Origin of the sequence: Methylomonas sp. LW13, from assembly GCF_016865255.1 — a bacterium.
GTDB lineage: Bacteria > Pseudomonadota > Gammaproteobacteria > Methylococcales > Methylomonadaceae > Methylomonas.
Genome location: NZ_CP033381.1, coordinates 1,700,311 through 1,714,291 on the forward strand (window position 1 = coordinate 1,700,311; position 13,981 = coordinate 1,714,291).

At 53.3% G+C, this 13,981-nt stretch carries 8 protein-coding genes; all 8 read right to left on the minus strand.

Going from position 1 to position 13,981, the window contains the following annotated elements; genetic code table 11:
* Positions 1-17: 17 nt before the first annotated feature.
* A complete protein-coding gene (locus JL719_RS07685; protein ID WP_033157298.1) occupies positions 18-1,385 on the minus strand; it encodes a P-loop NTPase family protein in 1,368 nt (455 codons plus the stop codon).
* A gap of 170 nt (positions 1,386-1,555) precedes the next feature.
* Positions 1,556-2,977 (minus strand): nitrogen regulation protein NR(I), encoded by a 1,422-nt coding sequence (gene ntrC / locus JL719_RS07690; protein WP_033157299.1) that lies wholly within the window; start codon positions 2,975-2,977, stop codon positions 1,556-1,558.
* Positions 2,964-4,019: a nitrogen regulation protein NR(II) gene (glnL, locus tag JL719_RS07695; RefSeq protein WP_033157300.1), complete on the minus strand. Its 1,056-nt coding sequence runs from the start codon at positions 4,017-4,019 to the stop codon at positions 2,964-2,966. The genes ntrC and glnL overlap by 14 nt, the downstream gene beginning before the upstream one ends.
* Positions 4,020-4,580: 561 nt before the next feature.
* Positions 4,581-5,357: an exodeoxyribonuclease III gene (locus tag JL719_RS07700; protein WP_033157302.1), complete on the minus strand. Its 777-nt coding sequence runs from the start codon at positions 5,355-5,357 to the stop codon at positions 4,581-4,583.
* A gap of 122 nt (positions 5,358-5,479) precedes the next feature.
* Positions 5,480-6,472 (minus strand): alpha/beta hydrolase, encoded by a 993-nt coding sequence (locus JL719_RS07705; protein ID WP_033157462.1) that lies wholly within the window; start codon positions 6,470-6,472, stop codon positions 5,480-5,482.
* Positions 6,473-6,675: 203 nt separating this feature from the next.
* The gene (locus tag JL719_RS07710) at positions 6,676-7,470 is read right to left on the minus strand and encodes a ParB/RepB/Spo0J family partition protein (RefSeq protein ID WP_033157303.1); all 795 of its coding nucleotides are present in this window, start codon (positions 7,468-7,470) and stop codon (positions 6,676-6,678) included.
* A 165-nt stretch (positions 7,471-7,635) separates the two neighbouring features.
* On the minus strand, positions 7,636-10,701 hold the full coding sequence (locus tag JL719_RS07715) for a hypothetical protein (RefSeq protein ID WP_033157304.1): 3,066 nt from the start codon (positions 10,699-10,701) through the stop codon (positions 7,636-7,638).
* Positions 10,702-10,877: 176 nt separating this feature from the next.
* Positions 10,878-13,958, minus strand: a complete 3,081-nt coding sequence (putA, locus tag JL719_RS07720; protein WP_033157305.1) for a bifunctional proline dehydrogenase/L-glutamate gamma-semialdehyde dehydrogenase PutA — start codon at positions 13,956-13,958, stop codon at positions 10,878-10,880.
* Between the last annotated feature and the right edge of the window lie 23 nt (positions 13,959-13,981).

Sequence of the window (13,981 nt, forward strand, 5' to 3'; positions counted from 1 at the left end):
CGACGCACGCTACTTAATCAGTTTTCCTCTGAGTCGGCATAAGAATATGCGTCGTATTGGCTGCGATATTCCGGTTGCTGACCGTGGCTGAACTGGTCGTTCAATGCTTGTACCAGATCTTTGGTTTGTTCTATGAGACCGTTCAGTTTTTTGCGGTTTTTCTTGTTTTTACCGACTGGGTCGGTGATGGGCATTAAAATTCGCCAGAAACTCAGGCTTTTTTCAAACAAACCCGCCAAGTCTTCACTGAGATTCAATTGTTTCTGCCGCTTGTGCAAGTGCTTGATCAGGAATTTGGCATGCACGCGGCTGACGATTATATGTAGCGGCGTCAATAAGGCAATCAGTGTTGCGAGGATGGCCGGGCCGATAATCGGGTCGATCAGTAGTTCGAGTATCCCCACCGCAATTTCCGCAAATAACATCAGCATTACGATAAAGCCCAGCACAATGAGGGTGGAGGCGTTGCATCTGTCCTTCCAGGTGGTTAACGCTTCTTCCACTTCCGAAAAAATGGTGTCGTCGATGGCGCGGATGCTGTTTTCCAGCGTACCGAGTATGCGGTAAGAGCGATCGTTATTGATGTTGTTGAAGCGCTGGTCGAACAGCGAAGTATCGCCCGATTGCGATAACACAATAAATTGGCCGGTGTGGATGCCCAGTTCGGCCAAGCGGCGTTGCCAGGATGCGGCGATTTCTTGGCTTTTCAGCGCATCGATAGTTATTTCCGAATGGTCGATCACGAAAATGAATTTATTGGCATCCTGGTGAGCAACGATCTCGGCCAGGGTGTCCTTAATCAAATCGGCATCGGCCTCGAACAAGTCGTTAAATACCAATACCAAATCGGAGATGCCTATCACGTATTTTCGCAACAGGCCGGAGACTGGATTTTCCGCGGCCGGATTTAATACCGGGGTGTCAATCAACAGCTTGTTTTTTAATTTGCTGCTATTGACCGTGACCAGTTCCAGATAGCCGTTGAGTTTGCTGCCTTCGCCGTTGGCGACCAAATCGATTTGACGGCTGATTTGATAGAAAGGTAAGCGGTGGTCGGCGTCCAGTGCGGTGCCGGGTAGCGTCGCGGTATTGGTTTGTGGCGTATATTGCAGTACGGTGAATTTATGGCGGGCGGTGTGTAGTTGCACGCCCAGGTAACGATTAACAAAGTCTGATTTGGCGGGCGAGTAACCGCCCAGCGTGCTGACGATGGGCCACCAACTTGTCTTGCGTGCGGTGGTCTCGTCGTTATCGATCAACCCCAGTTCAAACTCGATTTCATCCAGGTCCTGGAATATCTTGGCGGTTTTTTGCAAAACCGGATCGTTCGCCGCGAACTGCCGTTCAAGATTGCTCAGGTGTTTACTTACCGTTTTATCCGCCATTAGATATGAACCTTCTCTGCTTGTTATTGAGGTTAATCAGACGGCGGGAGTATACACCGATGGCATTTAAACGGATAAAAAACCTGCCGGTTTTTGCCGGTCAAAATGCCCCGGCAAACGGCTGACGCAAATACCAAGCTGCGCCGGAAATGGCGGCTTTCCGGCTGCGCTTATTCTCTAATATCCAGCTCCTTGATTTTGCGGGTCAAGGTATTACGGCCATAGCCCAATAACAGTGCTGCTTCGTGTTTGCGGCCATGCGTATGATTCAAAGCCGCCTCGATCAACAGGGTTTCCAAGGTGGGGATAGCCTGCTTGGCGATGTCCACTTTACCGGTCGATAATTGCTGCTTGACCCAATTTTTAAACTGGCTTTCCCAATCTCCCGGTGTTGTGTCGCCGGATGCGGAATCGCCGCTATTGTGCGTCAGTTCCGGCGGTAAATCTTCCAGATGAATTTCCCGGCCCGAGGCCATCACCGTCAGCCAGCGGCAGATATTCTCCAATTGCCGCACGTTGCCTGGCCACCTCAAGCCGCTTAAAAATGCCTCGGTTTCCGGTTTTAACAGTTTGATTTCGGTATTCAGTTCCTTCGCGCTTTGATAGAGATAATGCCGCATCAACAAGCCTATATCCTGCCGGCGTTCGCGCAAGGGCGGGATATGAATCCGAATCACGTTCAGGCGGTGAAACAAATCTTCGCGAAACCGGCCTTGCGCCACCAAGGCTTCCAGGTCCTGGTGGGTGGCGGCAATGATCCGCACGTTGACTCGCACTGAGGTATGCGCGCCCACCGGATAAAACTCGTTATCTGCCAGCACCCGCAGCAAGCGGGTTTGCAATTCGGCGGGCATGTCGCCGATTTCATCCAGAAACAATGTGCCATTGTTGGCCTGCTCGAAACGGCCGATCCGTCTGGCTTGGGCGCCGGTAAAAGCGCCTTTTTCGTGGCCGAACAGTTCCGATTCCATCAAGTCTTTGGGGATGGCCGCCATATTCAAGGCAATGAATGGCTGGTCCGCGCGCGGACTGTGACGATGCAGGGCCTTGGCGACCAGTTCTTTGCCGGTACCCGATTCTCCATTAATTAACACTGTGATATGCGAGCGGGCCAGACGGCCTATCGCCCGAAACACTTCCTGCATGGCCGGCGCTTCGCCTATGATCTCCGGGGTTTCCTCGACGGTAGGCGGGGCTTGCACAAGGTCGCTTTGCCGCTGTTTGCTGTGCGCGCAGGCGCGTTGTACGGTTTCGACCACTTCGGTGACGTCAAAGGGTTTGGGCAGGTATTCGAAAGCGCCGCCGTGAAATGCCGACACCGCGCTTTCCAGATCGGAATGCGCGGTCATCACGATCACCGGTAAATCCGGATAACTGTTTTGAATATTGCGCAGTAACTCGAAGCCGTCCATGCCCGGCATGCGAATATCGGTGATCAGCACTTGCGGTAAGCCGCCGGGTAGCGATTTCAGCAATTCGTTGGCGCTGGCGAAGCTTTGCGTATGCACGCCGGCTTTTTGCAAGGCTTTTTCAAGTACCCAGCGGATGGATTTGTCATCATCGACAATCCAGACCTTGTCAGGTATTTGCATGATTCGTCTCCAAAGGTAGGTAGATGGAAAATACGGTATTGCCCGGCTCGCTTTCGCATTCAATCAAGCCGTTATGCTGGTTGATCAAAGATTGAGCAATCGACAGGCCAAGTCCGGTACCCTCGGCGCGGCCGGTGATCATCGGATAAAAAATCTGTCCCATCAGCTCGGGTTTGATGCCCGGGCCGTTATCGATAATGTCGATTTTGACGGTCAGCTTGTAGCGTTTGCGGCCTATAGTCATATGCCGCTGCACCCGGGTTTTTATCGTAATCACGCCATGGTTTTGCACGGCTTGTACGGCGTTGCGGACGATATTGAGTATGGCCTGGATCAGCTGGTTTTTGTCGGCGAAAATCTCCGGGATGCTCGGATCGTAATTGGTCTGCAGCATAATGCCGTGGGCGGCCTCCACCGTAACCAGGTGCCGGACGCGCTCCAGTACTTCGTGAATATTCAGCTGGCTTTTATGCGCGGGTTTGTTGGGGCCGAGCATTTTGTCCATCAGATCCTGCAAGCGGTCCGATTCGGCGATAATGATTTGCGTATATTCCTTTAATTCAGGATCTTGCAATTCCAGGTCCAACAATTGTGCTGCGCCGCGCAAACCACCTAGCGGGTTCTTGATTTCATGCGCCAGGCCGCGCACCAGCATGCGGCTGGTGTTTTGCTGGGCCAGCAATTGTTCTTCTTTGGTGATCCGCAAATGCCGGTCTACCTGTTGCAGTTCGATCAGGATTTCGCTTAATTTCCCATCCTCGAGCAAGGGCGTGGCGCTGAGGTTAACCGTAATCGATTGGCTGAGCCGTTCTAGGATTAATTCTCTATCGACCAGCGGCTCGAGCAAATACAAGCGGGGTAATAAATCGTTAAATAGCGTGTTGTGCGCGGTTTTGAACAGTTTGTGCGCCGTTTGGCCGAGCAAATGCTTGGCGCTGTCGGCAAGCAGCATTTCGCCGGCGGGATTGATATAGGTCAGGCGCAAGTCCTTGTCGAACAGCAGGATTGCTTCGTTTAAATGATCCAGTATCTTTTTGTGCACGGGTTAATTTAAGTGTTAAGAGTTGTAGTGAATAAGCAATTTGTGCGCCAAGCGTAAAGTTGCCTTATTGCTTCATTAGTCTGATAAAAAACGGCTCTAATGCACAATATTAGTGCGTTTGCCCAATTTGATGGTTCATGTTAGTGCAAGGGTGGATGCGGAGTGAGATTTTTATCGCTATCCAGGCTTTAAGCCTTATGCTTAGGAATACGATCAATATCGATTAAGGCGGCTAAAATGTTTGGGAACCCTAGCAGCAGCTCGAATACGTGGTTATGTGTCATATGGTTGCACAATGTTGGTGCATATAAGATTGAATTGAGTCTAGCGAAGTTCCGGGGTGATAGTGATCCATTCAAGCTGTTTGCATCGTGTATCCTGGTCGCTGTTCCCGCGGAGATGAAGGTGTCATGGGTTGAAAGGCTAGTGAATAAACCGGTAGGTGATCTCTGGCAATGGCACACTTTGATCTGAATTGGTGCGCCTTTCGGCATCGGTAACCAGGCTGGTGCGTCAGTCGAATAGCTGCTTCGCTAATTCGGTGCGTTTGTCGATTGGCGGCTAGTCTGCGTAATCAACGATCAATGGCGCATGGTCGCTGAAGCGTTGCTCTTTAAAAATGCTGGTTGACTGTGCACGATTGGCGATACCCGGCGTGGCGACTTGGTAATCGATTCGCCAACCGACATTTTTGGCCCAAGCCTGGCCACGATTGCTCCACCACGTGTAGCAGGCGTCGGTAGCGTCGGGATGTAGTCTGCGATAAACATCTACCCAGCCGAGCTCATCATATATTTGGGTCATCCAGGACCGTTCAGCCGGTAAAAACCCGGAGTTTTTCTGGTTGCCGCGCCAGTTTTTCAAATCGGCTTCCGTATGGGCGATATTCCAGTCGCCGCAAATGACCACTTCCCGGCCGCTGGCTTTCAAGTCGGCAAGATGCGGATAGAAGCGTTCCATCACGCTGTATTTGACGGTTTGTCGCTCTTCGCTACTGGAGCCGGAAGGCAGATACAGGGAAATGACCGATAGATTGCCGACTTGCACTTCCAGATAGCGGCCTTCGCTATCGATGTCCGCATGGCCCAAGCCCTCAATGACGTTATCGGCCGGCTGTTTGCTGTAGATACCGACGCCGCTGTAGCCTTTCTTTTCGGCATAATGAAAATAGCCGTGCAGGCCTTTCGGTGTCAGCATCTCGGCTGTCATATCGCCGGCCTGGGCTTTAAGTTCTTGTAGGCAGACGAAGTCTGGATTTTGGGTGTCTAACCAGTCGTAAAAACCTTTTCTGGTTGCCGACCGAATGCCGTTTAGATTGGCGGAGATGATGCGGAGCATGGACTTTGGTTGGGGAATAGGTTAATAAACTGCGTCGCAGTTTAACAGTTTCGATGCCATCGTCCCAAAGCGCTTACGGCCGCTTGGCCGACACTCCGCGCACGTCTGTCGGGAATGAGGCTTTAGCCCTTACTCAACAATTGCCGGGCGCGTGCGTCCGCACCGGAAGGCAGCTGGTTCGGGCCGATTTTTATCCAGGCCACGATGTCCTGCCAGGCGGTGGGGGCTTGTAGGTCGCGGAGCAGCATGTGGTAACCGTTCTGGTAAATGGCCACGGTTTTTTCCGTGGTATCGGTGGTTAGCATTTGTTGCAAAAAAGCGTAGGTCGGTTCTTTGGGGATGACTTCGTCTTTCTCGCCGTACAGCATCAAGGTATGAGCCCTTAGCGAGTTTGCACTATCGAACGCCGCATCCATCAGGTTGGTCAAGCCGTAGACCGTTTCCACGCGGGTGGCCTTGATCACCATCGGATCGCGGCCCATCGCCCGCAACATATCGATATTATCCGACGGTAGAATTTCCAGGCCGCTGCCGGTCAAGGTCAGCCAGGGCATGCTATGCGCCAGTGTCCATAGTAAGCTGGTTTGATACCAGGGCATGGTCGATCTAGCCCATAGCGCCGGCGCGGCCAGGATGATGCCGGCGACGTCCGGCATGTTTTCCTGCTGCAACGCCGTAATCACAATCGCGCCGCCCATGCTTTCGCCCAACAGGTAAAGCGGTTTATCTGGGTAACGCTGTTTCAGCAGTCGGGTTAATTGTTTTAAATCCTGCGCGTAAGCGTCACTGCCGGCCCACAAGCCGCGCTGCGGTGCCGCGCCGAAACCGCGTTGATCATAGGCGAAACAGGCGATGCCGAGTTTGCTGAAATAATTGCCCGGCGCATCGAAAAAGTGGCTGTAATCGTTAAAACCGTGCAGCGCAATGATCACTGCATTGGGTTCTGCCTCGGGCAGCCACCGCCGTAGTGGCAGACTTGCGCCGTCTTCGGTTAGGAAAGCATTGTCGCCTAACTGCGCGGTATTGGTTTTGGCACCGGGTGGATAGCTCATCGGCATGCAGCCGCTCAGTGAGAGCAGCACTAACAAGCCGGCCAGTTTGCCGGCGTGTGGCATGCGTTGTCGATAGGTTCTGCGAGCGTTCACTATTTTAAAAACAAGATTGTTCATCGCTAACACATTATTTCAGTATTGAATTTCCCAAAATATCCCGGCGTGTGATGCGCAAAACGGGGCATTGTTCCGGTCAAACTTATCTTAGCTGAAGTGGATGCCCAATTTTATGACAATTCAGGAATGGCTCGTTTCCTGTTATCGAACTATTCATCATCCCACAACACGGGAAATGCTTTACGCACCCGCTCGATGGCCTCTTGATCGACGTTTTTACCACGCAAAGCCAGTACCAGCGCGTAAACATCCTGAGTGCTGACTTTAAACGTGCGTTTGGGATCAGCTTTAACGGCGCTCGATAGGTGTTTGATGGCCGTGCGGAACGGCAAAGGCTTGGCGGCCGGTTGCGCTGGCCGAGACAGTTCGCTTTCGATAATCGCTTTTTCGTTGCCGGGCGGTGCGTTTAAGGCTTTACGCAAGATGTCGCGGGCCCTGGCCCAGGATAGCTCTCCACCCGCCAGTTTTTCGCGCATGGCTTCCGTCGTCAGTGGCGCGTAGCGAATGATGTCGTCAATCCAGCTGACGCTTTTGTCGAAGAATTCGGCGATGCGCTCCCTGGACCAGTTGGCATTGTTCAAGTAAATCACCGTTTGAAAATAATCGGTGATGCGGGTATCGACCCGGTCGGAATTCAGCTTCAGATTCAGTGCCTTGATCTCGTCCGGATCGCCGGTGACGATTCTGACGTCCACTCTGTCGAAATAGCCGGGATTGGCGCGGCGGATACCTTGAATGGCTTCCATGCGGTGAAAGCCGCCGACCAGATAATATTCGCGGTTGTTGCGCTCCCACACCACTAACGGTTCGAACAAGCCATTGACCACGATGTCTTTTTCCAAATGCGCGACTTTCGCCCGATCCAGTTCTCTGTGGTTGGTGAGGGTGTGGTGAAATTCGATTTGGTCGATGGGAAGATATTCATAGCGTTTGGTGGCTAGCATATTCGATTCTCCGAGAAAGCGGGATCCGCCTCGGGGTGTGTCGGCCTGGTGCCTATTCCCTTGTCCGGGCAGATAAGCAGCCACCATCGCATTTTTTCTAACGAAATTCAATCGTTTGGCATTGGCGATACGCGGCTCCTGCGGACGGTGGACGGCTTTGCGAGGCTAACCGAGTACTTTCATCATGATGGATAAGTAGTCTGTATAACCGATGGCGGCGGCCATGATAATTAGCAGCATGCCCTGAAAAATCGGGCGCTGCACAAACGGTTTATAGGTATCTTCGGCGTAGCGTTCCGCCAACTCGGAGAGGCTGGTCAGTTTGCCGGCGAGGGATGAATCTTTCACGTTGCCATGATTGGCTATCGATAATCGGCGCAGGTTTTTCATGGCGTTTTGCTCGGTTTCATCCGCTAACGCTTTCAGGCGGAAGTCGCAATAGAACAAGTATGCGATGCAAACGCCGATCACGATCAGCAGACCGGCCGGCGTATGCCAGTTATCGAAATAACTCATGCGCGCCAAAACCATCAGAGCGGCGGCGAATAGCGGATACGAGATCAGGCGGCTTGTCTGTTGCGTCATATCGCCGACCAAACGTATCGTCACCCAGTCCTGAAGGTACGCTGCATCGATATTCAATGTGTCGCTGTATTCCTTCGTCATGGACGCCGGCCAGGGCGCCGCGCGCGGAATGGTGCGGATAAACTGGATGATCGCTTGCGCTGCCTCGGTGACGCTGATCATCAAAAACAGGAATGCCGGCACCAAGATCGCCTTCAGCAGGATTAAATCGAGGTAATAGACTAAAGGGCCGCGATACGGCGTAAAAGGCACGCCCAAGGACAAAATCACCACAAACGATAAGATCCACGCTAAAAATGTCAAAATGCTGATTCGCCTAACATGCATATTTCGTTTCAGTCGCCTGTCCAAATATCTATCGTGCGCGTAACAGCGATTGTCGGCGGATACGCCGAACTTACCGCTGAAGTTCAGCTGTTCCCAAAGCAATAGCGGAAACTTGGCGGTTTCGATAACCCAATACACTGTGACAACCAGTGCGGCGAAGCGGATTGCCTCCGTCGACCACATGCTTACGCCTTCGATTAAGGCCAATGGTTCGGGTTGTGGGTTATTGAGCACGAAAGCCGCTAGTCCGCAGCCAATGGCGAAAGCGATTAGCAACCAGACTCTTTGCCGGCGCAGCACGGCGGCTTTCACCGGGAGTTTGGCGGCGGTCGCGATTTTGATTTTGCGCCGAAAATACAGCCCGAGCCCGATCAATACGAATGCGCCGATTAACATTTTCAATGCCAGGCGCGGAAATCTTGAAAACGATTGCGCGGTTGCCGAATCCGGTGTCGGCGCGGTGTCGCTGAGATCGCCTCCGGATTGTATCAGGGTCTCCATAGGCCCTAAGGCATCACATTTTTGCCGGTCGGTTTTGCCGGTGTCCGTGTTGAGAGGGAAAGCTTTGCTACGGCCGATTTCATGCAAGGCGGGTTGATTGAATACCTCGCTGTCCAGCAATTGTTGGCGCGTGGTCGTATCGCACCCGGTTGCTGCGCCAGTCGCTTCCGAGGGCTCATGGTTGGAATCCCACAAGGCCATTTGCGCGGCTAAAAAATATGCAGTTTGATAGCTGTCGCGGAACGGCGGGATACGAGTTTGTAATGCCGGCGGTAATTGCAAACCGAAACTCGAGACAACAATCAGGTTACGAGCCCACTCGTTTTGCTCCGGGTGTAGAAGTCGGGCATCCATCACGTTTGTGAAATACCAAACATCCGGAAATTTGGCATGCAGCGCTTGCAGCACCAGTAGTTTGTCGTAGACATCGCTGCCGAGGATACCGATGGCACCTATGGCTTGGTCGTGGTCTTCCAGTTCCTGTTCCAGTTCTTCAACCCTGTCGGTTAACCGGCGCATGTAATCAAACTGACTGTCGCCGTCGGCATGCTCCATGGCTTTGGAAGCCTCGGCGGCACTGTTGGTATCATTGTTGCCGGATTTGTTGCCGGTGCTGGTACTACTTTGGCCGCGCAGGGTTTTGCCGTCCAAGCCTCGGAAATAGGTGTATTGGTGTACGTATTTTTGCAAGTAATTCGCGCAACCCGCTGTTGAAATCATGGGGTCGCGGCATGCGCCAAACGAGTGTTTTCCGTTCATGGCGGTTTCGACTAACGCATCGGCAAATGTGGTGCCAATATGGTAGGCGTACAGTGATTCGGTTTCGGAGATCAATACCACGTGTTTAGTGGGCTTAGCCAGCTCGGCTTGGTCGCCGATCCGTACGCCGCGGAGTTCCAGTTCCTGGCTCAGCGCGCCCGCCAGCTGGCTGTCGGTCGCCGTGGTGCGGAGGAACGACAGGTGATTTTTGAAGTGCTCGGCCAAGTTGCTCGGTTGATGGGCCGTTGCCGCTTGGTTGCCGTACATTAATTTACCTTCATCGACCGTTGCTCGGGGCGAATACATTCGAAACAACGGCGCGTCCTTGGGCTTGCCGACTTTCAGTGCCTCGCTCGCCATGGCTTGCAGATCGTCCGAAGTTGCCGGTCCCAGTACGTTGAGCTCTAGCTTGTTGTTTTTCTCGTAAAGTTTGCGCAAATTTTTGAAAAGATCTTTTAGCGGCTCATAGCCGAAGGCTTTGCTGTCAAGGTATAGCAGCAAAATAGGCGGATGTTTCTCCGCTTCCGGACTCCGGGCCATCGGTTGGGCTTTCCAAACCAAATGTTCGAATGCGATCAAGGTACTCGATTTGTTCAGCAGGTAATTGACGTAACCGATATGCTCCTCGTCGCTTGGGCCGTACTCTTGTTTGGAATTGCCGATTAACCCTGATAATACCGCGTAGCGGATACGGCGCCGGGTTTCCACGTCTTCTTGATAATGACCATTGGGCATTAGTGTGGCGATGACGATTTGCCGCCCGTCGGGAATGTCTTCCAAGTGGGACTGAAGGGTTTTTATCAATTCCTTCTGGTCTTTATATTGCTGATACCCCTGACTATTCACATTTTGGTTGGCGATGGCTTCGAATGGGTCTTGCCACAAACGCGCGTCTATGTCGGACTTAAAGCCGGCTTGTTGCAATTGCGATAAGGACGCTTTATTGGGTCTGGAATCGTTGAAGGGGCTTTGGCCTACGAACAGGCTGCCGCCCAAAATGATCAATAGCACGCTTAATAAGTTAGGCGAGATCGCTGTGGATTTGTTTTCTTTAGACATAAGCGCCAATCTCTGATTGCGATGGAGAGTAGTGGGGCATACCCGGTTGTGCAACTAGACTAACACTAGAGGTTTTCGGCTTCAAAGGCAGAAACTAACAACGTTTTTTGTAAAATTGCACTATCGAGCAGGGCGCGGATTTCAAATTTCGCGAACCCAGACCATGAAATCCATGTTTATTTTCGCAACAACCAAGGATTGCCGCCGATAGCGGTGAGGTTGGTGGTCAGGGTTTGTTCGTTGGCAAAGCGTTGCAAGTAATGGGGGCCGCCGGCTTTCGGGCCGGTGCCGGACAGGCCCATGCCGCCGAACGGCTGCACACCCACCACCGCGCCTATCATGTTGCGGTTGATGTAAATGTTGCCGACCCGCGCGTGCTCTTGGATGTAACGCATATTGGCGTTGATGCGGCTGTGAATGCCCAGTGTCAAGCCGTAGCCGCTGGCATTGATGGCCTCGACCACTTTTGCCAGCTCGTTGGCTGGGTAACGGACTATATGCAGGATGGGGCCGAACACTTCGTGGTCAAGGAAGGATAGGGCAGGTATTTCCGCTAACGTCGGTGGAAAAAAACAGCCGTTTGTTAGATCGTCGGTCAAGGGCAGTTGATATAACAGCTTGGCGTCGTGTTCAAGCTTCTCGATGTGCTGTTGCAGGGCGGCTAACGCGCGTTGATCGATAATAGGGCCGACGTCGGTGGCAATATCCAGCGGCGAACCGACCCGCAGCACACGCATCGCGCCGATCAAGCGCGCAATGACGCTGTCGGCGATGTCGTCCGGTAGAAACAATACCCGCAATGCCGAGCAGCGTTGGCCCGCGCTGTTAAATGCTGATTGCAAGGCGTCCGTCACCAGCTGTTCCTGGTGCGCGGAGCTGTCGGCGATCATCGCGTTTTGCCCGCCGGTTTCGGCAATAAGCGTGGCGATGGCGCCGTTACGACTCGCCAGTTGCCGGTTGATATTCAGGGCGGTGGCGACGGAGCCGGTAAACGCCACGCCGGCGACGCGCTCGTCGCTCAGCAAATGACGGCCAATCTCGGCGCCCTCGCCCGGCAAAAACTGCAGTACCTGTTCCGGGACGCCGGCGCTATGTAACAGGCGCAAACAGGCCGTGGCCGTTAATGATGTTTGTAGCGCCGGTTTCGCGATTACCGTATTGCCGGCCACCAACGCGGCGGCGATTTGGCCGATGAAAATCGCAATCGGAAAATTCCACGGACTGATGCAGACAAACACGCCGCGCCCGACACTAAATAATTGATTGTCTTCACCGGTTGGACCCGGTAAGCGCAGTGGCTGAGCAAATTGTTCGACCGCGCAGGCCGCGTAATACCGGCATAGATCGACAGCTTCCCGCACTTCCGCCAGCGCGTCGCGCACGGTTCGGCCACCTTCGCGAATGCACAGCGCCACCAATTTCAGGCGCTGCTGCTCCAATAAATCTGCCGCTTTTAGCAGATACCCGGTGCGGGTTGCGACCGGGCATAAACGCCAGTCATCGAACGCGCGTGTGGCTTGTTGCAAGGCTTGTTCTATATCATTTGCGGAACTGAACACCACTTCGCCAACCAGGCTGAGCTGGTCGTGCGGACTATAAACCGGATGCGGTTCGCCATGCATTTGTTGACCAGCAATCAATGGTGCGGCTTGCCAAGTCTGGTCCGACATAGCAGCCAATTCATTTTGCAACTGCTGTAATTTCTCGGGATCGCTTAAATTCAGCCCCTGCGAGTTCTTGCGTTGCGCGCCGAATAAGTCAGTGGGAACAGTAAGAGGGTTAGTCTCGACTTCGTTTAACTGGTTCAAAGGATCGCCGGACAGCATGGCAGAGCTAATCGCCGGATTTTCGATTTGATTGATAAACGAGGTATTCGCACCGTTCTCCAGCAAGCGTCTGACCAAATAAGGCAACAAATCCCGGTAGCTGCCGACCGGCGCATAGACGCGGCAATTGATCGGGCGTTGATTGAGCAATTCATCATACAAAGCGCTCCCCATGCCATGCAGTCGCTGGAACTCAAACCCCGGATGCTCTTTGCCAAACTCGCAAATCGCCGCGACGCTGTGGGCATTATGCGTGGCAAATTGCGGATAAAAAGCTTGAGGCTTGGACAGTATCAGCCGAGCGCAAGTCAGATAAGACAAGTCGGTGGCAGGCTTTCGGGTGAACACCGGGTAGTCGTCCCAGCCGTTTTCCTGGGCGCGTTTGATCTCGCTATCCCAGTACGCGCCTTTTACCAAGCGAATGGGAATGATGCGCTTCTGGGATTCGGCCAATGCCGCCAGCCAATCGATCACCGCCAACGCGCGTTTTTGATAAGCTTGCACTGCCAGACCGAAGCCCGGCCAAGCGGCCAGCGCCGGATCGTCAAATACCGCCGCGAAAATATCCAAAGACATATCCAGCCGTTCGGCTTCTTCCGCGTCGACAGTCACGGAAATATTCGCCGCGCGGGCCAGCTTAACCAAAGCTAACAGTTTGTCGCTGATGGCCGGCACCGCATAACGCTGCTGTAATGGCTCATAACGCGGATATAACGCCGACAGCTTGATGGAAATGCCGGGGTTGGTAAATAAATCGGCTGTTGCTGATTCGGCCAGCGTTTCAATGGCATGCCGATAGGCCGCGCAATAGCGTTCCGCATCGTCTTGGGTTAAGGCCGCTTCGCCGAGCATATCGAAAGAATAGTGATAGGCCGGATTGCGGTCGGATTGTTTGATAGCCGCGTTTATGTTTTCGGCGATGACGAAATGTTCGGCCATTTGCTGCATGGCTTGCTTGATCGCTGCGCGGATCAGCGGCTCGCCCAGCCGGCTTAATAATCCATCGAAAACCCGCTGCCGAACCAGTTCTTCCATTTTGCCGCTGATCCATAAACCGCCACTAGCCAGATTGACTGCTACCGACTCGCTGTGCAACCAGTGGCTATACCAGTCGGCATCGGCGAGTTTATCGCGCAAGAACAGGTTTTGCGTGTCGCTATCCGGAATCCGCAGCAGCGCTTCGGCGATGCTCATCAAGACGATGCCTTCATCGCTGCTCAGGCTGTATTCGTGCAAGAAGGCTTCGAAAATGCCCGGCTGTTTATGCTTGGCGCGTACCGCTTCTATTAATGCCTGCGTAGAGGCGCCGATGGCCTGGCTATCGTAATCTCCCAACCTGGCGATTAGGCCGGAGATGGCTCGCGGCTCTGCTTGGGTAAATGCTTGATTGATGCGCCGGCGCAGTTCGGCTAAACGGTTGGCGTTGCTCATGGCTATCACCTGTTGGACTGACA